At 57.4% G+C, this 23406-nt stretch carries 21 protein-coding genes and 1 pseudogene; 14 read left to right on the top strand and 8 right to left on the bottom strand.

The window, feature by feature from the left end; genetic code table 11:
• The first annotated feature begins 37 nt into the window (after nt 1–37).
• A complete protein-coding gene (lysM, locus tag ABWH92_RS00450) occupies nt 38–466 on the top strand; it encodes a peptidoglycan-binding protein LysM (RefSeq protein ID WP_375571122.1) in 429 nt (142 codons plus the stop codon).
• A 48-nt stretch (nt 467–514) separates the two neighbouring features.
• Here the strand turns inward: lysM and ABWH92_RS00445 are convergent, their stop codons facing one another.
• A complete protein-coding gene (locus tag ABWH92_RS00445) occupies nt 515–1636 on the bottom strand; it encodes a PA0069 family radical SAM protein (protein ID WP_375571121.1) in 1122 nt (373 codons plus the stop codon).
• Between the two features lie 160 nt (nt 1637–1796).
• Between ABWH92_RS00445 and ABWH92_RS00440 the strand changes: the two genes are divergently transcribed.
• On the top strand, nt 1797–2444 hold the full coding sequence (locus tag ABWH92_RS00440; RefSeq protein ID WP_375571119.1) for a glycosyltransferase: 648 nt from the start codon (nt 1797–1799) through the stop codon (nt 2442–2444).
• On the opposite strand, the gene moaB is transcribed toward ABWH92_RS00440, so the two are convergent.
• A complete protein-coding gene (gene moaB / locus ABWH92_RS00435; RefSeq protein WP_375571117.1) occupies nt 2424–2972 on the bottom strand; it encodes a molybdenum cofactor biosynthesis protein B in 549 nt (182 codons plus the stop codon). The two genes, ABWH92_RS00440 and moaB, sit on opposite strands and share 21 nt — an antisense overlap.
• Nucleotides 2969–3772, bottom strand: a complete 804-nt coding sequence (locus tag ABWH92_RS00430; protein WP_375571116.1) for a uracil-DNA glycosylase family protein — start codon at nt 3770–3772, stop codon at nt 2969–2971. The genes moaB and ABWH92_RS00430 overlap by 4 nt, the downstream gene beginning before the upstream one ends.
• A 118-nt stretch (nt 3773–3890) precedes the next feature.
• Between ABWH92_RS00430 and ABWH92_RS00425 the strand changes: the two are divergent.
• From ABWH92_RS00425 to ABWH92_RS00410, 4 genes and pseudogenes are all read left to right on the top strand, one after another.
• Nucleotides 3891–5544, top strand: a pseudogene (locus ABWH92_RS00425) (electron transfer flavoprotein-ubiquinone oxidoreductase).
• A 30-nt stretch (nt 5545–5574) separates the two neighbouring features.
• Nucleotides 5575–6519 carry an NAD(P)H-binding protein gene (locus ABWH92_RS00420; protein ID WP_375574297.1) on the top strand — a complete coding sequence of 315 codons (945 nt, stop codon included), beginning with the start codon at nt 5575–5577 and terminating at the stop codon, nt 6517–6519.
• Between the two features lie 112 nt (nt 6520–6631).
• Nucleotides 6632–8407 (top strand): tetratricopeptide repeat protein, encoded by a 1776-nt coding sequence (locus tag ABWH92_RS00415; protein ID WP_375571114.1) that lies wholly within the window; start codon nt 6632–6634, stop codon nt 8405–8407.
• Between the two features lie 11 nt (nt 8408–8418).
• The gene (locus tag ABWH92_RS00410; protein WP_375571112.1) at nt 8419–9240 is read left to right on the top strand and encodes a 4-(cytidine 5'-diphospho)-2-C-methyl-D-erythritol kinase; all 822 of its coding nucleotides are present in this window, start codon (nt 8419–8421) and stop codon (nt 9238–9240) included.
• Here ABWH92_RS00410 and ABWH92_RS00405 read toward each other — a convergent pair.
• Both ABWH92_RS00405 and ABWH92_RS00400 read right to left on the bottom strand, forming a co-directional pair.
• Complete coding sequence (locus ABWH92_RS00405; RefSeq protein ID WP_375571110.1) at nt 9121–10446, bottom strand: cell wall hydrolase; 1326 nt, start codon at nt 10444–10446, stop codon at nt 9121–9123. The genes ABWH92_RS00410 and ABWH92_RS00405 overlap by 120 nt on opposite strands.
• A 389-nt stretch (nt 10447–10835) precedes the next feature.
• A complete protein-coding gene (locus ABWH92_RS00400) occupies nt 10836–11651 on the bottom strand; it encodes an SDR family oxidoreductase (RefSeq protein WP_375571108.1) in 816 nt (271 codons plus the stop codon).
• A 163-nt stretch (nt 11652–11814) separates the two neighbouring features.
• Here ABWH92_RS00400 and ABWH92_RS00395 point away from each other — a divergent pair, with 163 nt between their 5' ends.
• A complete protein-coding gene (locus ABWH92_RS00395) occupies nt 11815–12699 on the top strand; it encodes an AraC family transcriptional regulator N-terminal domain-containing protein (RefSeq protein ID WP_375571106.1) in 885 nt (294 codons plus the stop codon).
• Here the strand turns inward: ABWH92_RS00395 and ABWH92_RS00390 are convergent.
• The 3 genes from ABWH92_RS00390 to ABWH92_RS00380 all read right to left on the bottom strand — a co-directional run bounded on the left by ABWH92_RS00390 (nt 12696) and on the right by ABWH92_RS00380 (nt 17414).
• Nucleotides 12696–13577, bottom strand: coding sequence for an ArgK/MeaB family GTPase (locus ABWH92_RS00390; protein ID WP_375571104.1), 882 nt, complete (start codon nt 13575–13577; stop codon nt 12696–12698). The genes ABWH92_RS00395 and ABWH92_RS00390 overlap by 4 nt on opposite strands.
• Entirely contained in the window at nt 13567–16296 is a 2730-nt protein-coding gene (gene ppdK / locus ABWH92_RS00385) for a pyruvate, phosphate dikinase (protein ID WP_375571102.1), read from the bottom strand. The genes ABWH92_RS00390 and ppdK overlap by 11 nt, the downstream gene beginning before the upstream one ends.
• A 146-nt stretch (nt 16297–16442) precedes the next feature.
• Nucleotides 16443–17414 (bottom strand): polyprenyl synthetase family protein, encoded by a 972-nt coding sequence (locus tag ABWH92_RS00380; RefSeq protein WP_375574296.1) that lies wholly within the window; start codon nt 17412–17414, stop codon nt 16443–16445.
• Between the two features lie 298 nt (nt 17415–17712).
• Here ABWH92_RS00380 and ABWH92_RS00375 point away from each other — a divergent pair, with 298 nt between their 5' ends.
• From ABWH92_RS00375 to ABWH92_RS00345, 7 genes are all read left to right on the top strand, one after another.
• Nucleotides 17713–17925 carry a DUF2007 domain-containing protein gene (locus ABWH92_RS00375; protein WP_375571100.1) on the top strand — a complete coding sequence of 71 codons (213 nt, stop codon included), beginning with the start codon at nt 17713–17715 and terminating at the stop codon, nt 17923–17925.
• 16 nt (nt 17926–17941) lie between these two features.
• Entirely contained in the window at nt 17942–18703 is a 762-nt protein-coding gene (locus ABWH92_RS00370; protein ID WP_375571098.1) for a tRNA1(Val) (adenine(37)-N6)-methyltransferase, read from the top strand.
• 64 nt (nt 18704–18767) lie between these two features.
• Complete coding sequence (locus ABWH92_RS00365; protein ID WP_375571096.1) at nt 18768–19628, top strand: S49 family peptidase; 861 nt, start codon at nt 18768–18770, stop codon at nt 19626–19628.
• 21 nt (nt 19629–19649) lie between these two features.
• Nucleotides 19650–19838: a hypothetical protein gene (locus tag ABWH92_RS00360; protein WP_375571095.1), complete on the top strand. Its 189-nt coding sequence runs from the start codon at nt 19650–19652 to the stop codon at nt 19836–19838.
• A gap of 67 nt (nt 19839–19905) precedes the next feature.
• Nucleotides 19906–20844 (top strand): glycine--tRNA ligase subunit alpha, encoded by a 939-nt coding sequence (locus tag ABWH92_RS00355; protein ID WP_375571093.1) that lies wholly within the window; start codon nt 19906–19908, stop codon nt 20842–20844.
• 30 nt (nt 20845–20874) lie between these two features.
• On the top strand, nt 20875–21432 hold the full coding sequence (locus ABWH92_RS00350; protein ID WP_375571091.1) for a LemA family protein: 558 nt from the start codon (nt 20875–20877) through the stop codon (nt 21430–21432).
• Nucleotides 21433–21442: 10 nt separating this feature from the next.
• On the top strand, nt 21443–23380 hold the full coding sequence (locus ABWH92_RS00345; RefSeq protein WP_375571089.1) for a DUF2207 domain-containing protein: 1938 nt from the start codon (nt 21443–21445) through the stop codon (nt 23378–23380).
• Nucleotides 23381–23406: the final 26 nt, after the last annotated feature.

Genomic DNA, 23406 nt, shown 5'->3' with positions numbered 1-23406 from the left:
GGGGACAAATACTCAGGGGACTAGAAAGGATACCGCAATGGGACTTTTTTCGTTTGTGCGCGATGCGGGCAAAAAACTGTTCGGGGGAGGCGATGATCCCGCCGAAGCCATTCAAAAAGAAGTGGCTGATCTCGGCCTCGAAGGCGATGTGGAAGTAACAGTTGAAGGCGACAAAGTCGTCATCGCTGGCTCCGCACCAAGCCAGGAACTGCGCGAGAAGATCATTCTTGCCGCTGGTAACGTGGAAGGCATCGCGTCGGTTGAGGACAACATTCAACCGGAAGACACATCTGACGCTGCCGATTTCCACACGGTGGAAAAAGGCGACACGCTTTGGGCAGTCTCGCAGAAAGCCTATGGCGACGGTTCGAAGTACATGAAGATTTTCGAAGCCAACAAGCCAATGCTCTCCGATCCGGACAAAATCTATCCAGGTCAGGTTCTGCGTATTCCTGCAGACAGCTAGGCTTTAAGCTGACACTGAAAAGCGGGCGCCAGCGCCAGGGTCGAGACCCTAGCTGGCGCCCGTTTGCGTTTCTGGCGAACTGGTTTCTTGGCCAAACAAGTCCAGTTGCGCGCGGGTTGCTGCATGACCCAGAAACCGATCACAGCGTAGGTTTGGCTTCTTCGTACGCATACCCAGCCGCTCTGTCACCAGCTTGAACCGCTTAGCAAGCACCTGCGCAAACGGCCCGGTTCCTTCCATGCGCTTGCCCCAGCGCGCATCATAGTCGGCGCCACCGCGCATAGACCGCAGCACCGAGAGCACATGCCGGTATCGGCCAGGATAATGTTCGACCAGCCAGCTCTTGAAGATATCTCGTACTTCCAGCGGCATGCGCAGCAAAATGTAAGTGGCCCCGGTCGCACCTGCTTTGTGAGCAGCCTGCAAAATAGCCTCAAGCTCATGGTCATTGAGCGCTGGTATCATTGGTGACGCGCCGACTGATGTTGGAACACCTGCAGCGCTCAGCGCCTCAATGGCCGCCAGCCTGCGTGTGGGTGTGGAGGCACGGGGCTCCATGGCCCGGGCCAATCGCTTATCAAGTGTGGTGATGGAAAGGCTCACATGCACCAGCTTCTCTTTGGCCATCAGCTCCAGAATGTCGATATCGCGCGCCACCATCGCCGATTTTGTGGTGATCAGAACGGGATGTTTCAGTTCGGCCAAGACCTCAAGAATGCCGCGCATGATCTGCTGGGTCTTCTCAATCGGCTGGTAGGGGTCCGTGTTGGTGCCAATCGCAATGGGCTTTGCCTTATAGCCAGGCTTCATCAGCTCTGCGCGCAACAGTTTGGCGGCATTGGGTTTAGCAAACAGCTTTGTTTCAAAGTCCAGGCCGGGCGAGAGGCCCATATAGGCATGGGTTGGCCGGGCGAAGCAGTAGATGCAGCCATGCTCGCAGCCGCGATACGGATTGATGGAGCGGTCGAAAGGGATATCGGGCGAGGTATTGCGCGTGATGATATGGCGTGCCGCTTCCAGCGCAATCTCAGTCTTGAGCGGCGGTAAGTCGGCCAGTAAGTCCCAACCATCGTCCATATCCACCCGTGCCAATGGTTCAAATCTGCCGCTTGCATTGGTGTTGGCCGCTCGCCCACGTCTCACCTTCGGCTGCTTGTGATCCTGTTCCATGCGCAACAATCCATGCTTTGTGCCGCCTTGCGTCGTCAGCTGCGACCATAACGCAGGAATGAGAACAAAAAAAGAACAAATCTATGCCAACGGCTCAGTGGTAACCGAAAAGCCTGGAAAACCTCGCCAAATGTGGCAGGTGCATGCTAACGAAAGCGCCATGCTTAGCGTCATCATCCGCACACATAACGGCGAAAACGTTCTTCTGGATGTGCTGCGCCCGCTTGTCGCTGCCGCTGCGGAAGGTGTCGTGCGCGATGTGGTGTTTCTCGATATCGGGTCAAATGACGGCACACCGCAGATCGCGGATGCTGCCGGCGCCACGTTTTTGCTTGCCAAAAACACATCCAATCAAACCACAGAAGCACTGAAAGCGGCTCATCGTGGCCAATGGATGATGTTGCTGGATCAGACCACTGTGCTTTCGCCTGGCTGGCTGGATGAAACACTGTCGTTCGTTGAGCGTCAGGAACGCGTGAAAACAGCGCGCGGCAGGCTGTCGGCTGTCTACAGGCCAGAGCACGAGCCAGAAGCGGGCAGTGCTGATGTGCGCCGCCGCATGGTTATTCTGGCTGCCAATCGGTTGATGTCATTGGCAAAGCTGTCGCAGGGCATTGTTATGCGTCGTGCCGACTTTACAGGCGCAAGGCCTCCGATAATCGATTGGACCGCACCAGATCCATCCGTTCGCTTGCCGAACTTGTTGCGTTTGCGTTCTCGCACACATCTGGCGCAGCCGATGGAGCCGCTTGAAAAGGCTGAAGCCGCCGAGCACGAGCAGGGTGCGTTATCCCGCGCCGCGCTTTAAGTGCTCGTCCAGTCGCGGCATAATCTCGACGAAGTTGCAGGGCATGTGACGATAGTCCAGTTGGTACTGCAAAATACCATCCCAGCCGTCTTTGCACGCGCCAGGTGATCCCGGCAGGCAGAAAACGAAAGTTGTGCCGATAAGCCCTGCTGTCGCGCGCGATTGCAGCGATGAGGTGCCGATTTTCTCAAAGCTGATCTGATGAAACAGGGTTGAAAACCCATCCATGCGTTTCTCAAACAGAGGCTCGATGGCGTCCGGCGTGACATCGCGTCCTGTAAACCCGGTTCCCCCGGTGGTGATCACAATATCCACATCATCGCGCGCAACCCAGGTCTGCACCTGATCGGCGATGGCTGGGGCGTCATCTTTGACGATGGCGCGATCGGCCAAAGCATGGCCTGCTTTTTCCAGTCGACCGACCAGGACATCGCCGGACTTATCATCTTCTAGCACACGCGTATCAGAGACGGTAAGAACAGCAATGTTCAGCGGTATGAAACGGCGGCTTTCGTCGATACGGCTCATAAAGCGCCATGCTCCTCGATCAGCGATTGCAATTGCAGCAAATCCTGCCAGGCAAGACGTTTGTTGGCCGGGTTGCGCAACAACGCCGCTGGGTGAAGCGTAGGTACCGCAGGTATGGATAGGTCGCCTTGGGCATAGGTCAAAACCTGCCCGCGCGTTTTCATAATGCCCTGAATTCCGAAGAGGCCTGACAGTGCGGAGCCGCCCAGCGACATCATCACTTTCGGGGCGACCAGCTCGATCTGACGGCGGATAAACGGCTCGCACATCGCCCGCTCGTCAGGCGTTGGCGTGCGATTGCCCGGTGGGCGCCAGTAAATCACATTGCCGATATAAACCTTGGTTCGGTCCAGGCCGATGGCAGCCAGCATCTTGTCGAGAAGCTGGCCAGAGCGCCCAACAAAGGGCAAGCCCTGTGCATCCTCATCGCGCCCTGGTGCCTCGCCGATCAGCATGATTTTGGCTTCTGGATTGCCATCGGCAAAGACCAGCCGACGGGCGGTTTTCTTCAAACCGCAACCTTCAAACCCCTCTAGGGCTTGGCGCAAAGCATCTAAGGTCTGCGCCTCAGCGGCCAGCGTTTTGGCCTGTTCCAAGCCATGATGTGGCTCCGCCGCGTGAACCTGCGGAGCTTGGGGATGCGGCGCCACCGGCTGCGCTGGTAAGGGGGCTGGATGAACGGCCGCCTTCGGCGTGGGTTCAGCTTGGGCAAATCGATCCACGGGTGCATCACCCAGCGTCGCATCGACGCCTGCAGCTTCATAGAATTCCAGCAATTCCTTCAGCGCTTGACCTTGCATGGTTTGGTGACGCGACCTTTGAGCGAGTTGACCTAGCGCCCTTATATCGGAACAAAGGGCAGGCGCACAGACTGTGCGGCGCAGCATATCGGACATCGGGCATAGCGGGATTTATGAGATGACAACAGAACGCGAAAGCATGGAGTTTGATGTTGTCATTGTGGGCGCTGGTCCTGCTGGGCTGGCCGCTGCCATTCGGTTGAAGCAGGCGGACGCCGACTGCAACGTTGTGGTGTTGGAAAAAGGTGCTGAGGTTGGCGCGCATATTCTATCGGGTGCTGTGGTTGACCCCATAGGCTTGGATACCCTGCTACCTGATTGGCGTGAGGACGCCGATCATCCACTCAAAACGCAGGTTACCGAAGACCGCTTCCACTATCTGGGGCCGGGTGGTGGCGTGCGCTTGCCCAATTTTGCCATGCCGCCGCTGATGGGCAATCACGGCAACTACATCGTCTCGCTGGGCAATGTCTGTCGTTGGTTGGCGGAAAAAGCTGAAGGCTTAGGTGTTGAGATCTATCCGGGGTTTGCTGCCGCTGAACTGCTAATCAACGACGCAGGCGCGGTCTATGGCGTCGCCACCGGTGATATGGGCGTTGGCCGCGATGGAGAACCGACCGGCAATTACACGCCAGGTATGGAGCTGCATGGCAAATATGTGCTGCTCGGCGAAGGTGTGCGTGGGTCGCTATCGAAACAGGCGATTGATCGCTTTGATTTGGCCAACAACGCTGACCATCAGAAGTACGGCCTTGGCCTGAAGGAGCTCTGGGAAGTGAAGCCAGAGAACCACCATCCAGGCCGTGTTGAACACTCCTTCGGTTGGCCATTGGACAACAGCACCGGCGGTGGGTCGTTCCTCTACCACTTGGAAGACAATCAGGTGGCAGTCGGCTTTGTGCTGCACCTCAACTACACCAATCCTCATTTGTCACCGTTCGAAGAGTTCCAGCGCTTCAAGACCCACCCGATGATCGCTCCGACCTTTGAAGGCGGGCGCCGTCTTGCCTATGGCGCGCGAGCCATCTCGGAAGGCGGCTATCAGTCTGTGCCCAAACTCGTATTTCCAGGTGGCGCGCTGCTTGGCTGTGCTGCAGGTTTCGTCAACGTGCCGCGGATCAAGGGCTCTCACAACGCGGTACTGTCCGGCATACAGGCTGCAGACGCCGTCAGTGATGCGCTGAAAGCGGGACGTTCTGGTGACACGCTGGATAGCTATGAGGCTGGCTGGCGATCCAGCGCCATCGGACGCGATCTCAATCCGGTGCGTAATGTGAAGCCGCTTTGGAGCCGCTATGGCACCCGCATTGGCGTCATGCTGGGTGGGCTTGATATGTGGATGGCCAGCAAGCTTGGCGTCTCGCTTTTTGGCACGCTGGGTCATGGCAAAGCCGATTATGAGACCACAGCAACAGAGGTTTCCGCCAAGCCGATTGATTATCCCAAGCCCGATGGCAAGCTGACCTTTGATCAACTTCTCATCGGTGTTCCTCTCAAACACCAACCATGAAGAAGATCAGCCGATCCATCTCAAAGTGCTTGATGATCGTTTGCAGCACGCCTCTGAACTTGGCCAATATGGTGGCCCATCAGCGCGCTATTGCCCTGCAGGGGTCTATGAGTGGGTCGATGATGGAGAGGGCGACAAGCGCTTCCAGATCAACGCGCAGAACTGCGTTCATTGCAAAACCTGCGATATCAAAGACCCCAACCAGAACATCGTCTGGACCGTGCCCGAAGGTTCAGGTGGGCCAAACTATCCCAACATGTAGATGGATGAACCTGCCACCAAACGGGTCTTTTTGGCCGGTGCGACCGGCACAATAGGGCAGGCTGTTGCCAAGGTGTTGGTGGCACAGGGCCACGACGTTGTGTGCTTGGTGCGCCAACGCGAAGGGTTAGAGGTCTTGTTGCCCGGCGTTACCTTGCGGTTTGGGGACGTCACCGACGAGGCATCTGTTGCAAGGGATGGCTTCAAAGACGAGCGGTTTGACGCTGTGATCTCCTGTCTGGCCTCACGCTCGGGCGCGCCAAAAGATGCGTGGGCCATCGATCACCAGGCCAACCTCAACCTTCTGAACGTGGCCAAAAAGGCAGAGGTTGCGCAGTTCGTTCTGCTTTCGGCCATCTGTGTGCAAAAGCCGTTGTTGGCGTTCCAGCACGCCAAGCTGGCGTTTGAGGCAGCGCTCATCGATGCTGATCTTACCTATTCTATTGTTCGACCAACAGCCTTCTTCAAATCTCTGTCTGGCCAATTGGATCGGGTGAAGGCAGGCAAACCATTCCTGGTTTTTGGCGATGGAAAGCTTACCGCCTGCAAACCGATCAGCGATGATGATCTTGCTGAATTTATTGTTGGGTGTTTGTGGGACCCTGCACGCCAAAACGCGCTTCTGCCCATTGGCGGCCCTGGCGAGGCGATAACACCGCTTGATCAAGGCAAAGCCTTGTTTGCTGCTGTTGAAAAAGAGCCGACAATCAAACACGTACCGGTCGCGCTTATCAGCACCATCATTGCGGTGCTTTCAGGTCTAGGAAAGCTTGTTCCCAGCCTTGCCGAGAAAGCAGAGCTGGCGCGCATCGGTCGTTACTACGCGACGGAATCGATGCTGGTTTGGGATGCCGAGTACGGCCGATATGACGCGGATGCGACACCATCCTATGGTACCGACACACTGGCTGATTTCTATGGCAAACTTGCGCGCGGCGAGGCTACGATCGAGCGTGGCGACCATGCGGTGTTCTGAACGCTTGTGAAGCTGCCGGGAAAAAGCCATGGTTGCTGGACACATATGCGAAGCAAATCACCTCGCGCGCCGTGAAACGCCTGCGTAAAATGGGCCGCCGAAAAGGGACCTTATGTTGAAATCCGCCGCATCCACATGCCTTGGCGCACTCTTCGCCATCGGACTTCATGCAGCCGTGCAGGCTGACACCGTCGCGCAGCAAACGCATCAAGCCGATGCGCTTGCACCACCCGTCGCGGCGCTGACAGCTCCATCTCTCTCCGGGCTTTATCTGGCAGCGACGCTGGCTGAAACCGAGCGCGACATTCCCTCAGCGGCTGACTTTTATCGTCAGGCCTATGAGCTGGAACCAACCTCTGAGCGTTTCTTGCACAGCGCTTTCACGATGGAACTTGCCGACGGTCGCATGACAGGCGCCTTGGATTTGGCCGCCATTCTGGCAGCATCCGGTGACACCGGCATGGCCCGTTTGACATTGGCCTTGGATGCCGTGCGCCAACGCTCGTACCGCGCGGCGATACGCGAGTTAGCGACCTACCAGACCGATGGCTTTGGTGATCTGGTTTCGGTTCTGGTTGGCGCCTGGGTGCAGCACGCAAATGGCGACACCGATGAGGCCTTGGCGCAGCTTGATGCGCTTGATGGCCCGGCCTGGGTGGAGCTTTACGGCGCCTACCATGCTGGCCTTATCCGCTTGGCATCTGGTGATCTTGAAGGTGCGTTGCGTGATATGGAGCGTGCCTATTCGACTGATGCGGGCGCTCTGCGTTTGGTTCAAGGCTATGCCCAAGCTCTGGTCGCCAATGATCAGGCCGAACAGGCTGAAGAGGTGCTAACCTCCTTCCTGGAGCTTGCGCCGCTGAACGCCGTTATCCTCGCCGACCTGGAAGCCCTTCAAGCTGGTCAGCCGATGGGGCATCGGATCACCACACCGCAACAGGGTATCGCTGAAGTGGCATACGGCCTTGGCCTTGCCCTTGGCCAAGATGGTGCTGAAGAAGTCGGAGCCATCTATCTGAACCTGGCGCTCTTTGTGCATCCAGAGCACGATCTGGGCCGCTTCGGCCTGGCGCGGGTTTACGAGTCACTTGAACTCTGGGAGCGGGCGGTGGAGTCCTATGAGGGCATGGGCAACGCCCATCCGCTCAAACGCACCGCTGAAATTCGCTTGGGCGTTTTGCTTGACCAGTTGGAACGTCCCGATGAAGCCGATGCGCACCTCGAAGCGCTGATTGAGTCTGATCCCACCGATCTGGAAGCCATCAACACATTTGGCACTGTGCTTAGGTTCCGTCGCGATTTTGAGCGCGCAGCTGAGGTCTATTCCAGCGGCATTGAAACAATCACCGATCACCGCCGTGAGCATTGGCGGTTGTTCTACCAGCGCGCTATTGCCTATGAGCGCACAGATCGCTGGACTCAAGCCGAGGCTGATTTTCTCACAGCGCTTGATCTCTTCCCCGATCAGCCTGACGTGATGAACTATCTGGCCTACACCTGGGTTGACCGCGGCGAGCATTTGGACCGCTCAGTTGAGATGCTTGAACGCGCTGTCGAGATGCGCCCTGAATCAGGCTACATCGTCGACTCCCTTGGGTGGGTGTATTTCCGCCTTGGCCGCTTTGAAGATGCGGTTGAGCAGCTTGAGCGTGCGGTGACGTTGGATCCATCTCAGGCCGTTATTCACGATCATCTTGGCGATGCCTATTGGATGGTTGGCCGGCGTTTGGAAGCGCGGTTCCAATGGAGCCATGCGCGCGATCTGGACGACTCCGACGAGGTCGATGAAGAGGCGATCCAGCGCAAGCTTCAACGTGGCCTCACCCGCGAAGAGGTCGAGTCGGTTGGCACGTGGCCTGAAGGCTATGAAATCCCCACTCTGCGCTAGCGCTTGCCATCATGCTGGCACGTGCGAAGCTCAATCTCGCGCTGCACGTCACCGGGCAGCGAGCGGACGGCTACCATCTGCTGGATTCTCTGGTGGCATTTGCCGACGTCGGCGATGAGATTACGACCGGGCCAGGCGAAGACGATCGCCTGACGGTGGACGGCCCCTTCGCTGAAGGCGCTCCACCACTTGCGGCCAATACGCTTGGCCATGCGCTGGCCCTTGTCCGCGGTTGGGGAGAAGCAACAGCTCCGGTCGGTATTCATCTCACCAAAAACCTGCCTATCGCATCCGGCATTGGTGGCGGATCGGCAGACGCAGCCGGGCTCATCACACTGCTTACCAAGGGACGGGTGCTTTCTGGTCAAGAGATGGCCGATTGCTTGGCATTGGGCGCTGATGTGCCCATGTGCTTGGCCGCGACCCCCGCGATTATCGGAGGCATTGGCGAAGACAACAGGCCGGTTTCTTTGCCATCGGCGCATGTCGTGCTGGCAAATCCCGGTATTGGCGTCTCAACACCGGCTGTCTTCAAAGCGCTTGACCAGAAAACCAATCCTCCGATGCCTGATTGGCCCGAACCACAGTCCTTTGGTGATTTGATCAGCTACTTGCGTTCAACACGCAATGACCTCATGGCACCAGCCATCAACATTGCACCAGCAGTGGAAGCGTGCCTTGACGCGCTAGCAGGTGCACCTTTCGCCCGCATGTCAGGGTCTGGCGCGACATGTTTTGCGCTGTTCGACACGACATATGATGCAGAAAGACTGGCCACCAGAGTTCAGGCGGCGCATCCCGATTGGTGGGTGAGGACAGGCGCTTTGACTTAGCGCCAGCCGCCGTACCGACCTTTGTAGAAAATGTGCAGGCCGACGCGATCCAGCCGGATCATGCGCGGTGCCCAGCGCGGGCGCACATAGGTGGCGTGGTAGTGGGTCGAACTCTTCGATCGTCTCGATCAAATCCCGCCCTTCAAGCACCTGGCGTGACACGTCTTCAGCCACTTCCCAAGCCGCACGCTCGGTGATGCGCTCCGGCACACCATCGCAGGCAAAGGAGAACTGGCATCGATTGCGCCAATGCTGGTTCTGATAGACCACACCACAGATCGTGTCCGGGAACTCATCATGGTTCACCCGGTTCATAATCACCTGGGCAACCGCAACTTGGCCGCGACGTGGCTCACCGCGCGCTTCGAAATAGACGCCTTCGGCCAGGCACTCGAACTGCCGATCATTGTTCAAAAACGCTGAGATCTGACGCTGGCCTTCGGTTGCTGCAAGCGCAGATGCTGCTGAAGAGGGTGCAACCATCGCCATAGCGTAGTCGCTGCCAACAGAAGCACTGTTCTCGGCTTCCAGATCGGCTGGTGCATCAGCAACCATCATCGTCGGGTCGGGCGCGATCATACCGATGTAGCCCCCAAACCCATCAGTTGGCAGGCTGGCTACATCCACTTGCGCGAAGGGGTGCTGATCAAACAGCGAAACAGGTGTGCGACGTGATTCCAACAGCGCGTGGACGGCAGGCGTCATCATTCTGTTTGCCCGCGTGTCACGCGCAACCAGTGGATCTGTACCGTCGGGAATGGAGCCGGTGATTAGATCGTCATCACTGATGGACGGCGCGATAGCTGCACGTTGCACACCATCACCAGCCAATTGACCAATGCCAGCATGGGCAAAGTCCGCGCCTCTTTGATCGTCCAAATGCAGCGTTGCTTCATGAATGGAGCCAGCAGGCGAGGCCATGAGAAAGGTCTGCCAACGCTCTGCGCCCGGACCGTCCAGTCCGAGCAGATGCGCCGCATCCAGGTGGCCGGTCGAAGAAGGCTGCGAAAAAGCAACAAAGGAGCCAAGCAGCGCCAATGCCGTTGTCTTGGCAAGCGCGTGACGGCGCATCTTGGACAAGGATTTGGAAAGCCTCTTAAGAGGCGTTTGCGTTTGCTCTGTATCATCTGATGATGGTCCACGACGGACCGTCAATGTCAGCTTTTCAGGCAAACGGTGTTTGGCGACAGGCTCAACACCAGACATGGATTCGCAACTCCTACGCAAAACCCCAACCGAAGCACGGCACACATGTGCGGCGTTCAACCCATCGCCATACCGTTGCTCAAATGTGGTGAGCTCCCATTCGCCACACCTGAACAGTTTCGGTGATAGAGCGTTAACCTTGCAAAGCGGTAAAGCGCTGAAGGCAAAAGCGTTTTGAGTTGGGACAGTTGGGTTAAGGCCGGTTAATCCGCCTTAAGAGGAGCCTAAGAATGGCTCACCTTTCGCTGGTTGGCAGGTGGTGCGGACATTCTGTCTTTGCCGAGCAATCATGGCGCCAGAAGGGGTAAGATGCGGCAACAAAAAGCCGCGAGCCCGGCGGGCCCGCGACTTTATTCTATAGGGTCGAAAAAAGAGCCCAAGGTTTTGACCTAGAGGCCCAGTTGCGCCTTCATACCACCGATAAAGGTTTCATCGTCCAGCGCTTTGCGATTGGCGATATACTCCACGGCGTCCGCGCCGGCCGTGTATCGTAGGGTTGCCGTGCCATCAGTGGCCGCTTTCCAAATGACATCAGCCACAACACTGGCATCCGAGCCGGCCTCCGCAATGGTTTCGAAGGCGGCAAAGAGCTTTCGAATGAGCTCCTGATACTCGGTGAGGCCTTCATCGTTTTGGAAGTCGAACGAGCGTCCGCCGAAGTCGGTGTTGATCATGCCCGGCTCCACGATCTTCATCCGCACGCCGAAGGATTCCAGTTCGTAGTGCAGTGCTTCGGAGATGCCCTCAACAGCAAACTTGGTGCCATGATAGAGCGTGCCAAGCGGGAAGGTGATCTTGCCGCCCATCGATGAGATATTGATGATGGTGCCCGACTTGGCTTGCCGCATATGGGGCAACACCGCCTTTGTGGTGGCCAGCAGGCCTATCACATTGGTGTCGAACTGGCGGCGAATGCCATCCATGTCAAAGGCCTCCAACGGGCCATAGGCACCATAGCCGGCATTGTTGACCAGAACGTCGATGGCGCCAAACCGATCCAGCCCGGCATTGACCGCTGCATCGATGGAGGCTTGGTCGGTCACATCGAGTTTGGTGACCAGCACATTGTCGAGTGACGTTAGTTCGGTTTCATTGTCCGGCGAGCGCATGGTGGCGATCACATTCCAGTCCTGGGCCCGGAAGTGTTTGGCGGTGGCTTTGCCGATGCCACTCGATGCGCCGGTGATGAGGATTGTCTTGGTCATGGTGTGCTCCTGTTTGCGATGGAGCCAGGGTAGGAGCTGCGCGTGCGCCGTACCTGCCAATTCCTATAGAGTTTCTGCCTATTTCTCCGAAGATCTGGAATTGTGCTTTTCTACTCTGTTGAGCTGTGGCATCGCTTAAGCACGGCAATAGAACGCACAAATTATGAAAAGATCAATTTTATCAGACATATATGAGTTCGTCGCGCAGCGCCCGACCGAGCAAGGCCTCTATTTTTGTGACGCGCCGCACATCGTTGTTGTGTATGATCATACGTCGATGACACTGCAAAAGCAGATCTATCGACCCATCTTTTGCCTGGTTCTACAGGGCAAGAAAGAGGTTGCATTGGGAGAGCGCAGAGTGGCGATGCGTACAGGCGACGCGCTCATAGTCAGTCACGATCTTCCGGTTACGACGCAGATATTGGAGGCCTCGCAAGAAAAACCCTATATCGCCATTGTCATCGAACTGGACATGACCCTTGTGCGCAGCCTTTATGATGAGGTGAGTGAGGCGATGCCAGAAAAATCCCCAGCCAACAGCGTGGCTGTTGGGAGGGCCGATGATGAGCTGATAGATGCGATGCATCGTTTGCTCGCGTTGCACACCGACCCTTTGCAAGCAAAGGTGCTGGAGCCTCTTATTCGGCGCGAAATTCACTTCCGCCTACTGATGGCTGACAATGGAGGCATGCTGAGAGAGCTGCTGCGGATTGATAGCCATGCGGGCCGAATCGCCAGGGCGATCAGACGGATTCAAGATGATTTTCGCGAACCGCTGACCATCCCCGACCTTGCCAACCTGTCAGCTATGAGCGTTTCGACCTTTCATGAGCACTTCAAAGCGGTCACCGGCAACAGCCCGCTGCAATACCAAAAGGCGATCCGGCTGATCGAGGCGCGCCGGTTGCTCGGCGAGACGGATCGCTCGGTGTCCAGTGTCGCCTTTGATGTAGGCTATGAAAGCCCCACCCAATTTAGCCGGGAGTATGCGCGCAAGTTCGGTGTGTCTCCGCGCGAGGAGCGCAAACACGCGTTTGCTGTTTAGGTTTTGAGCTTTTCACTTGCTGCTAAGACCGCACCAAACGGGCCATTGGCACCTTGAATGGCGCTTGATGAGAGTTTTGATGCGCCATAGCTGCCAAACTTGCGCGTGATGGCATCGCGCACCAAACGTTCGGCTTGGCCTGCACGGTCAGGCGCATCACCGGTGAGCAATGCATCCACCAAACCATCCACGCCTTCACCGGTTCGCGCTGACACCAAACACACGCTCGGACCATCACCCTTATGCGCGGCAAGACCCAGCGCCCCTTCGACATCGGCGCGGGCACGACGGGCGAGAGGTCCTGTATCCGCTTTGGTGACGGCGATGACGTCTGGCCATTCCATGATGCCAGCTTTCATGAATTGCAGTGCATCCCCGGAGCCAGGCTGAACACACAGCAAGCTTCTGTCCGCAATCAGTGCCACATCAGCATCTGACTGACCGATACCGACGGTTTCCACCAGCACCACATCGAACAGAGCGCGCAAAAGCATAGCTGCGGCAATGGCATGGTCAGATAGGCCACCCAGTCGGTTCCGAGCTGCCAGCGAGCGCACGAATAGCTTTCTATCTTCCGGGTCAAGCGACAGGCGTGTGCGGTCGCCGAGAAGCGCGCCACCGGTTGATTGCGAGGATGGATCGACTGCAATCACCGCCACCGATTTATCGGCAGCACGAATGCGCTCGATCAGCGCTTGAGTGAGAGTGCTCTTGCCGACGCCTGGTGGCCCAGTCAGCCCGATGACAATCCCTTGCGGCTCAGCGTAAGCCGCATCCAACAAATCAGCATCGTCAAGGGTAAGCTCAAGGCGATCCAGCCGCGAAAGCGCGCGTGCTATCGCGCGCTTGCCACCAGATTTTAGCTCCTCAAGAAGCACCAGGCCCGTCAGATTGCTTCACACGCAGAGCCGCTTGGGCAGCTGCCAATCGCGCAATCGGCACGCGGAAGGGTGAACACGAAACATAGTCCAGTCCAATGGTTTCGCAGAAGCCGATAGAGGCAGGATCGCCGCCATGCTCACCGCAAATGCCCATTTTCATGTCCACACTGACAGCTTTGCCGCGTTCGGTGGCGATCTTCACCAACTCGCCAACGCCATCCTGATCGAGCGTCACGAACGGATCTTTTTCCATCACGCCAAGGCGCTCATAGGTGCCTAGGAACTGCCCGGCATCATCGCGTGAGATACCAAACGTGGTTTGCGTCAGATCGTTTGTGCCAAAGGAGAAAAATTGCGCTGATTGGGCAATGTCTCCAGCGCGTAAGGCAGCGCGTGGCAGCTCAATCATCGTGCCGACGGTGTAAGGGATCGTGACGCCTTTTTCGGCCATCACCGCGTCAGCCACAGCGACGATCTCTTTCTTTACGAAATCAAGTTCGGCTTTGGTGGCGACCAAAGGCACCATGACCTCCGGTTCAACCAAGCTGCCAGTTGCGTTGCCCGCCTCAACAGCAGCCTCAAAAATAGCCCGCGCCTGCATGCGTGCAATTTCCGGGTACGAAATCGCAAGGCGACAGCCACGATGGCCCAGCATTGGGTTGAACTCGTGCAGTTCTTGCGTGCGCTCACGCAACAGGTCGGCGTCTACGCCAATGTCGGCGGCAACCGCTTCCATCTCTTCGTCGGTGCGTGGCAAAAACTCATGCAGCGGCGGGTCGAGCAGGCGGATCGTTACCGGCAGGCCTGCCATGATTTCAAACAGTTGCTTGAAATCGCCGCGTTGCATCGGCAGCAGCTTGTCGAGTGCCTTCTGACGGTCTGCCGGATCATCGGCAAGGATCATCTGGCGAACCGAAACAATCCGATCACCGTCAAAGAACATATGCTCAGTGCGGCAAAGCCCGATGCCTTCCGCGCCGTATTTACGCGCTGTCTCAGCGTCTGCTGGCGTCTCAGCGTTTGTGCGCACCGTCATTCGGCGCGTGGCATCAGCCCATTCCATGACCGCAGAAAACTCGCCGGTCAGTTCAGGCTCTTGCATGGTCACGGCGCCGAGCATCACTTCGCCGGATGCCCCATCGATGGTGATGACGTCGCCAGCCTTCAACTTGGTGGGGCCTGCGGCGATCATGCCGGTGTCGTTGTTGATGCGCAGGGCGCCTGCACCCGACACACAAGGTGTGCCCATGCCGCGCGCCACAACAGCCGCATGGCTGGTCATGCCGCCACGGGCGGTCAAAATACCTTTGGCCGCATGCATGCCGTGAATGTCTTCCGGGCTGGTTTCGACACGCACCAAAATACAATCGCGCCCAGCCGCTGCGGCTTCCTCGGCGGCAGCCGATGTCAGCACGATCTCACCGGTTGCCGCGCCGGGTGAAGCTGGAAGACCACGCGCGATAATCTGCCGTTCAGCGTTCTCATCGATGGTTGGGTGTAGCAGCTGGTCGATGGCCGCTGGGTCAAGGCGCATCAGGGCTTCATCAGAGGTGATAAGCCCTTCTGACACCATGTCGACGGCGATCTTCATGGCCGCCTTGGTGGTGCGTTTGCCACTACGGGTCTGTAGCATCCAGAGCGTACCGTCTTCGACGGTGAATTCCATGTCCTGCATATCGTGATAGTGCGCTTCGAGCGCATCGCAATATTTGGTGAACTCATCGAACGCCGCTGGCATTGCCTCTTCAAGCGAGGGTGAAGAAACACCTGCCTCCTCACGGGCTTTTCTGGTTAGTGGCTGCGGGGTGCGGATGCCTGCCACAACATCCTCGCCTTGAGCGTTGATGAGGTACTCACCGTAGAGCGACTTTTCGCCAGTTGAAGGATTGCGAGTAAAAGCAACGCCAGTGGCCGAGCGCTCGCCCATATTGCCGAATACCATGGCCTGCACGTTTACTGCCGTACCCCACGTTTCGGGGTAGTCGTGCAGCATACGGTAGGTGATGGCGCGGGGCACCATCCAGCTTTTGAACACCGCACCAACCGAGCCGTAGAGTTGATCAAACGGGTCCTGAGGAAAAGCCTCGCCAGCTTCTTCTTCGATGATTGCTTTGAACTGAGCAATCAGCCCGCGCCAGTCTTCCGCCGTCAGGTCGGTATCAAGCTCCACGCCGCGTTTGTCTTTGGCCGCGCCAAGCGCGTCTTCAAACAGCTCATGGTCAACACCCATCACCACGTCGCCATACATTTGAATGAACCGGCGATAGCTGTCGCACGCAAAGCGTTCGTCCCCAGACAAGCGTGCCAGGGCTTCCACTGTTACATCGTTGAGGCCAAGGTTCAGCACCGTGTCCATCATGCCGGGCATCGATACCCGCGCGCCGGAGCGCACTGACAGCAAAAGCGGATTGTCGGTAGAGCCGAACGTTTTGCCCGTTATCGCGGCAACTTTGGCCAAAGCGTTATCGATCTGCTCGGTTAGCCCGTCCGGGTAGGTCCGTTCATGGGCATAGAAGTGCGTGCAGACTTCGGTTGTGATGGTGAACCCTGGTGGTACAGGAAGACCAATACGGCTCATTTCAGCCAGATTGGCCCCTTTGCCACCGAGCAGATTGCGCATGGTGGCATCGCCGTCGGCACCGCCGCCGCCAAACGAATAGACCCAGTGATGCGCTGTTTCAGGTTGAGCGGCAGCGGATGCGATGGATGCGTTCATGATGACGATGCGTCCCTTGGCGGGCAGTGATCAGGAGTGTGCGGTGCAATAACAGGCCCTATGCCCTAGCGCCACCGGGCAGCCGGGTCCATGGTCCATTGGATGGAACGGTTAAGGCGCCTTGGGTTTTGCCCAGCAAAAAAGGCTTACGTCACCCGGTCTATACAGAACGCCACCGCATCCAACAGGGCTTCTTTCTGGTCGCTGGCAGGCAGACCATCGAGCGCATCCACGGCGACTGCGCCATAGTGCTGGGCACGGCTGATTGTATCGGCTAGCCCCTGGCGATCACGCACCAAGGCAATCCCGCGCTCAAGATCACCTTCATTTTGATCACCAGCGACAATCACGCGATCCCAAAAGGCTTTCTCCTCACCTTCGGAGCGGCGATAGGCGAGGATCACTGGCAGCGTGACTTTGCGCTCGCGGAAGTCATCGCCAATGTCCTTGCCAAGGTCTTTGGCCGAGCCACCATAATCCAGAGCATCGTCGACCAGTTGGAACGCAAGCCCCAAATTCATGCCATAGGAGCGCAATGCGGCCCGCTCGATCTCTCCCAGACCTTGAATTGTCTGTCCTGCAACGATCGGCCCAACCTCACAAGCTGCTGAGAACAAAGCTGCCGTTTTGGCGCGGATGACCTGCAGATAGTCGTCTTCGGTCGTGTTGGTGTTTTTCGCCGTGGTCAGCTGAAGCACTTCGCCCTCGGCAATGATCGCAGAGGCCTTGGAAAGCACATCCAGCGCATCCATCGAGCCGACTTCCACCATCATCTGGAAGGCCTGGCCGAGCAGAAAGTCACCGACCAGAACGCTCGCCTGATTGCCCCATACCATGCGAGCGGCCGGTTTGCCCCGGCGCATGTCGCTTTCATCCACCACATCATCGTGCAGCAGCGTGGCTGTGTGCATAAACTCCACACTCGCAGCGAGCTTGACGTGACCATTGCCCTGATAGCCGAACATTTCCGCGCACAGCAGCGTAAGGATCGGGCGCAGGCGCTTGCCGCCAGAATCAATAAGGTGTTTGGCGACCTCTGGGATCATCGTCACGTCAGACCCGGTGCGCGACAGGATCATTGTGTTGACGCCTTTCATCGAGGGCCCAGAAAGCGCCATCACCCGATCCAGCGTCGCGCGAGCGCCCGCACTGTTTTGTTGATCCTGCTCCAGCGGGACGACAACACCCATCACGCACATACCTTTTGATTTGGCCAAAGGGCCGAAAGAGAAGGGGAGGGTCGCGGTTTTGAAACCAAGCCTCCCGGTTGCTTGCGCCGTGCAAAGCACAGGAACGCGCGCTTGAACAGTCCGGCAAACGGTCACGCTCTGGGTCCATTGTCCTGCAGAACGTGGCCAAGGGCTTGTTTTGGCCCTCAAATGCGGTCAGGTGAGAGGAACCTTGAGAGGACGACCGATGATCGAACTTTTCCGGACCAACGACATGGTGTTGATCTCCGCGACTGAAGCGGTTTTGAAGGAGTTTGACATCATCTACTTCATCGCCGACGAGCATATGTCGATCCTGGAAGGCTCCATCGGTGTTCTGCCACGTCGTGTGATGGTGGATGCCGATAGCAAGGCTCAAGCCGAACGCGTGCTCACCGAAGCTGGCATTATGCCGGTTTGAAGAGGTCAGGCGCGCAGTGAGCGACTTTTCAACCACCACCGATGCGTTTCTTGGCGGTCAGGTCATGCTGGTTCAACCGGCTGTTGATGCTCATCGCTCCGGCTCAGATGCAGTGTTCCTTGCAGCCACGCTTAATGGCGCCACCGGCGCCATTCTTGATATGGGTGCTGGTGCGGGCACGGTTGGCCTCATGGCAGCTTACGCCAACCCGGAGGCACATATCACCTTGGCTGAACAGGATCAGCAGATGCTGGCGTGTTGCGCAAAATCGCTGGAGCGCAATCCAAGTTTGGCTGCGCGTACCAAGGTGCTGGAAGTGGATTTGCTGGCTTCTGAACCCCAGCGCATTGCCTGCGGCCTAGAGAGGGCCTCTTTTGATCACGTGCTCTCCAACCCACCGTATCGCAAGGCCGGGCACGTACGGGTCAATCCTGCCAAGCAAGCAGCTCATGTGGTCAGCGATGATGATCTGGATGCTTGGATGCGCACAGCCGCCAGCGTTCTGAAACCCGGCGGATCGCTAACGCTGATCTTTGCCGCTGATGGGCTGTCTGACCTTATGGTAGCTTTGAAAGGTCGGTTTGGCGCCATCACCATTCTCGGCCTTCACCCAAGTGAAGGTTTGCCAGCAGAGCGGGTCTTGGTGCGTGCGATTAAAGGGCGCAAAACCCCGGTTCGTTTGCTGCCAGGTCTGGTGCTCCATCGCGAAGATGGCAAGTATACGTGCCAAGCCCGATCAATTCTTGAAGGTCATTCCGCCATTGCGCTTGGTGGCTAGGCTCTTGCGCAGCCTGACCAAAGGCCCCATGTCGGCGTGAGAGTTCTTGCACAGAAAGTCCGTCATGTTCCGCCGTTACCTGCCCAAATCGCTTCGCTCCAAGACACCCCATGTGCCTGTTCTGCGTCTAACCGGCGTGATTGGCGGTGAAAATGGTAGGTTTTCGCGTGGATTGACGCTGGCAGCTGCCGCCGGACCGCTGAAAAAGCTATTCTCCTTCGACGGGCCTGTGGTTGCGATCTCTATCAACTCGCCTGGAGGGTCACCTGTTCAATCCCGGCTCATTCATGATCGCATCCGCAAACTGGCGGCGGAAAAAGAAAAAGAAGTTGTCGTCTTCGTTGAGGATGTTGGTGCTTCTGGTGGCTATATGCTGGCGTGCGCGGGCGATGAAATCCTCTGCGATGAAAGCTCTATTCTCGGCTCAATAGGCGTGATTTCGGCAGGTTTCGGTCTGGACCGCGTGATCGAGCGCTGGGGCATTGAGCGCCGCGTTTACACCGCTGGCGAGAAGAAGCTGGCGCTTGACCCCTTCAGCCCGGAAAAATCCGATGACATCAAACGCCTGAAAGCCATTCAAAAAGACATCCATGATGGCTTTGTTGGCTTGGTGAAAACCCGTCGCGAGGGGCGTATTGATCCAGAGAACGCCAGCCTCTTCACCGGGGAGTTCTGGGCCGGTGGTAAAGCAGTTGAACTGGGTCTTGCCGATCGTATCGAAAATCTCGATCAGGCCATGAAAGATCGCTTTGGCGACAAGGTGAAGTTGGTCGGCATTCCCATGCAAAAGCGCGGTTTTTTCAGCCTGTTTCGCAGCCAATCATCATTGCTCAGTACTGACCCATCTGTTTTGGCCGACGGCTTGGTAGATGGTTTGCTCTCACGCGTTGAGGAGCGTGTGCATTGGCAGAGATTTGGCCTCTAGGCAGTTCAGGGAGGAGACACAATGCCGACTTTGCTCACAAGTGCCGCTATCTTTGTAGGCGGGCTGGTGTTGTTTCGTATGGCACGGCGTGAATGGCGACGCGTGAACAACACCATGCAAGCTCAACGGTCTGCTCCGCGTGAACGCAAAGACGCCCAGCGGCTTGAGAAAGATGAAGCAACAGGGACTTACCGGCCAGCCGACGACTGAAGCTTGACCCAAAACACCTGGCTGCCTACGAGATTGTTCATCCTTTTGACTTTGTTCGCAGGCGCCGATGTCTTCCCACAATGATCCCAAACGCTCCTTTCAGGGGCTGATTTTGACACTGCAACAGTTCTGGGCTGACCAGGGCTGCGCGATACTCCAGCCCTACGACATGGAAATGGGGGCAGGCACGTTCCATCCGGCCACAACACTGCGTTCTCTTGGTCCAAAGCCCTGGAAGGCCGCCTATGTACAGCCTTCGCGGCGCCCCAAGGATGGTCGGTACGGCGAGAACCCCAACCGTCTGCAGCACTTCTACCAATACCAGGTGATCCTCAAGCCATCGCCGCCTGATCTGCAGGACCTTTATCTGCGCTCTTTGGCGGTCGTTGGCTTGGAAGCCTCGACCCACGACATCCGTTTCGTTGAAGATGATTGGGAAAGCCCAACGCTTGGCGCCTGGGGCCTAGGCTGGGAATGCTGGTGCGATGGTATGGAGATCTCGCAGTTCACCTACTTCCAGCAAGTTTGCGGTTTTGATTGCTCGCCTGTTTCAGGCGAACTGACCTATGGCCTTGAGCGCATCGCCATGTACCTGCAAGGCGTTGAGAACGTTTATGATCTCAATTTCAACGGCCAAGAGGGCGATGAAAAGGTCACCTACGGCGATGTGTTTTTGCAGGCTGAGGAAGAGTATTCGCGCCACAACTTCGAAGCTGCCGATACCGCTGTGCTTTTTCGACACTTTGAGGATGCCGAACGCGCCTGCCGCCAACTTCTTGAAGCGGGCAGACCAGACGCAGAAGGCCCCAACACAATCGTGCTGCCAGCCTATGATCAATGCATCAAAGCCAGCCACATTTTCAATTTGCTCGACGCACGCGGTGTGATCTCCGTTACAGAACGCCAGTCTTACATTCTTAAAGTGCGCGAACTGGCCAAGGCCTGTGGGGCCGCATGGCTGAACACCCGCGCCGGTGGCGCTGCTGCCACCGACAAGGCCGCCTAAACCAAGGTCGCTTCAACAAGGAACAGCCCTATGGAATGGATCATTTTCGCGCTCATCATCGCCGTTGTTGGCTATGCGATTGTCATCTACAACGCACTGGTGAAAAGCAGACAAATGGTCCGCGAGGGCTGGTCTGGTATTTCGGTCCAGCTTCAGCGTCGCTCCGATCTCATCCCCAACCTGCTGGAAACCGTAAAAGGTTACATGGGGCATGAAAAAGAGGTTCTGGAGAACGTCACAGCACTGCGGGCCCGGGCGCAAGCTGTTGGGGATGATCACCCCGCCGAGCGCGCAGGCGTGGAGAGCCTTTTGGGCGCCGCCTTGGGCAAGCTGATCGCGGTCGCCGAGGCCTATCCGGACCTTAAAGCCTCCGCCAACTTTCAAGAGTTCCAAGAGGCCTTGGAAGAAACCGAAGACAAGCTGCAATTGGCACGGCGCTACTACAATGGCGCAGTGCGCGGCTTCAACACGCAGGTCGAGCAGTTCCCGTCGAACCTGGTGGCCAACAATTTTGGTTTCCAGCAGGCGGAGTATTTCGAGCTGGAAGACCCGGCAGATCGGGCTGCGCCACAAGTCTCGTTCAGCTAGTGGAGGGCGCATGATGACGCGCTTTCTTGCCTTTCTTCTTCTTGCCATCGCTTGGGTCGTCTCTCCGGCACATGCCCGCGAAGAAATCCTGACCTACGAGACACTGGTCGATGTGGAGATCGACGGTGATTTCATCGTCACCGAACGCATCACCGTGCGCGCCGAAGGCTTTGAAATCCGTCGGGGTATTTTCCGAGACTTTCCAACCGTGCGCCGTCTTCCATCGGGCCTTGTGGATCGCACCACGTTCGAGGTGATGTCCGTCACCCGTGACGGCGCGGACGAGCCGCACCATCAGGAACCTATCGAGGGCGGCACGCGGCTCTATATCGGCAGCGCCGATGTATGGATTTCGCCAGGTGTCTACACCTATGAGATTACCTATCGCTCGCGCCACCAGATGGGGTTCTTTGAGGATTTCGACGAGGTCTATTGGAACGCCACAGGCAATTTTTGGTCGTTTCCGATCGAGCGTGCGGTTGCGACCATTCAGTTGCCACCAGGTGCAAGCATCCTCAACACGGCATCCTTCACCGGACGGTTTGGATCGACCAAGAACAATGCGCGGGTGAGCACTGTCGGCCCGACGACAGTTCGCTTTGAGACCACCAGCACGCTGGCTGCCCGTGAAGGGCTAACGGTGGCTGTCTCCTTTGAAAAAGGGTTGATTGAAGAACCGTCAGGTGGCGCGCTCCAGTTCAAAGCCTTGCGCGACAATTTTGGCATCGCGTCCGTCCTCATCGGCGCGATTTTGGTGTTCGTGTACTTGTTCTCCAGCTGGATGAAGGTGGGGCGCGACCCTGATCGCGGTGTTGTTTTTCCACGCTTTGAACCACCACGTGGACTGTCGCCAGCTGCTATTAGCTGGGTTTACTTCCGCGGACACAAAGGCGGTAGCGCGGGCAAGAGTTTCATGGCTGCCTTAGTGTCGCTTGGCACGCGCGGCAAGCTGACGATTGATGAGCAGGACAGCAAGGTCACCGTACGCCGCAAGGACGAGCCGGGTGCCCCTTCGGATGGCGAGCTTCCACCAGGCGAGCGCGCTTTGATGCGGGGTCTGCTCGGATCCAACGATGCGCTCACTTTCAATCGGGCGAATGCCCGCAGATTGATGGGTGCCACCACCAGCTTTCGTGCCAGCATCAGCCAGGAGTTTGGCGGCAAGTACTTCAAGCACAATCCAGGCTACACGATCCTTGGTGTGGTGATCGCCGTGATCAGCCTCTTCCTGTTCCTGGTGCTCTTCCCGGGAACAGAAGTGCTGGTTGTTGGCGTTATCTTCCACTTTCTTGGCGGCGCCATTGTTGGCCTCACACTCACCAAAGCCTACGCACGGTTCACCGGGCGCGCGCCGCAGATCCATGGCTTTGTCGCCTTTGCCTTTTCGGTAACAGCGCTTGGCGTGATCGCCATCTTGATGTTCATTTTTCACACATCACCCGCCAGCCAGTTCGCATCTGGCTGGGCTTTGCAGCTGACGATGCTGGTCGCCTTCGCAATGGGCGCCACCATTGCCATGTTTGCGATTTTGATGTTCGCGCCGACGCCTGAAGGTCAGAAACTGATGGAGGAGATTGAAGGTTTCCGCCTCTATCTCTCCGTGGCTGAGGCCGAGCGCATGAACATGGTCGATGCACCAGACTTTTCGCTGGAACTGTTCGAGCGCTTTCTGCCCTATGCCATTGCGCTCGGCGTGGAAAAGCCTTGGTCGGAGGCCCTGGAGTCACATTTGGCCAAGATGGCGCCAACTGACCGGCCATCCTATCGACCAGGCTACTACCATGGGTCGAGCTTCAACCCTGGATCGATCGCCGCGTCGACAACAGCCATCGCGTCAACGATTGGCGCAGCCTATGCATCCTCTATGCCCAAATCCTCTGGCTCTTCCGGCGGTGGTGGTGGGTCATCGGGTGGTGGCGGCGGCGGCGGAGGTGGCGGCGGCTGGTAGAGATCGCGCAAGGAGACAGACAAGGA

The sequence above is a fragment of the Ahrensia marina genome, from assembly GCF_042140245.1.
Classification (GTDB): Bacteria; Pseudomonadota; Alphaproteobacteria; order Rhizobiales; family MH13; genus MH13.
The sequence above is the reverse complement of the archived record's forward strand: the minus strand, read 5'-3'. Positions and strand labels throughout refer to the sequence as shown.

Coding starts and splice junctions, on each gene's coding strand:
- ABWH92_RS00375 (WP_375571100.1), top strand. CDS start 17,713: ATGATCGAACTTTTCCGGACCAACGACATGGTGTTGATCTCCGCGACT.
- ABWH92_RS00440 (WP_375571119.1), top strand. CDS start 1,797: ATGCTTAGCGTCATCATCCGCACACATAACGGCGAAAACGTTCTTCTG.
- ABWH92_RS00380 (WP_375574296.1), bottom strand. CDS start 17,414: ATGGCGCTTTCTGGGCCCTCGATGAAAGGCGTCAACACAATGATCCTG.
- ABWH92_RS00400 (WP_375571108.1), bottom strand. CDS start 11,651: ATGACCAAGACAATCCTCATCACCGGCGCATCGAGTGGCATCGGCAAA.
- ABWH92_RS00395 (WP_375571106.1), top strand. CDS start 11,815: ATGAAAAGATCAATTTTATCAGACATATATGAGTTCGTCGCGCAGCGC.
- ABWH92_RS00350 (WP_375571091.1), top strand. CDS start 20,875: ATGGAATGGATCATTTTCGCGCTCATCATCGCCGTTGTTGGCTATGCG.
- ABWH92_RS00405 (WP_375571110.1), bottom strand. CDS start 10,446: ATGTCTGGTGTTGAGCCTGTCGCCAAACACCGTTTGCCTGAAAAGCTG.
- ABWH92_RS00445 (WP_375571121.1), bottom strand. CDS start 1,636: ATGGAACAGGATCACAAGCAGCCGAAGGTGAGACGTGGGCGAGCGGCC.
- ABWH92_RS00410 (WP_375571112.1), top strand. CDS start 8,419: ATGCTGGCACGTGCGAAGCTCAATCTCGCGCTGCACGTCACCGGGCAG.
- ABWH92_RS00345 (WP_375571089.1), top strand. CDS start 21,443: ATGATGACGCGCTTTCTTGCCTTTCTTCTTCTTGCCATCGCTTGGGTC.
- moaB (WP_375571117.1), bottom strand. CDS start 2,972: ATGAGCCGTATCGACGAAAGCCGCCGTTTCATACCGCTGAACATTGCT.
- ppdK (WP_375571102.1), bottom strand. CDS start 16,296: ATGAACGCATCCATCGCATCCGCTGCCGCTCAACCTGAAACAGCGCAT.
- ABWH92_RS00355 (WP_375571093.1), top strand. CDS start 19,906: ATGTCTTCCCACAATGATCCCAAACGCTCCTTTCAGGGGCTGATTTTG.
- lysM (WP_375571122.1), top strand. CDS start 38: ATGGGACTTTTTTCGTTTGTGCGCGATGCGGGCAAAAAACTGTTCGGG.
- ABWH92_RS00365 (WP_375571096.1), top strand. CDS start 18,768: ATGTTCCGCCGTTACCTGCCCAAATCGCTTCGCTCCAAGACACCCCAT.
- ABWH92_RS00360 (WP_375571095.1), top strand. CDS start 19,650: ATGCCGACTTTGCTCACAAGTGCCGCTATCTTTGTAGGCGGGCTGGTG.
- ABWH92_RS00430 (WP_375571116.1), bottom strand. CDS start 3,772: ATGCAAGGTCAAGCGCTGAAGGAATTGCTGGAATTCTATGAAGCTGCA.
- ABWH92_RS00415 (WP_375571114.1), top strand. CDS start 6,632: ATGTTGAAATCCGCCGCATCCACATGCCTTGGCGCACTCTTCGCCATC.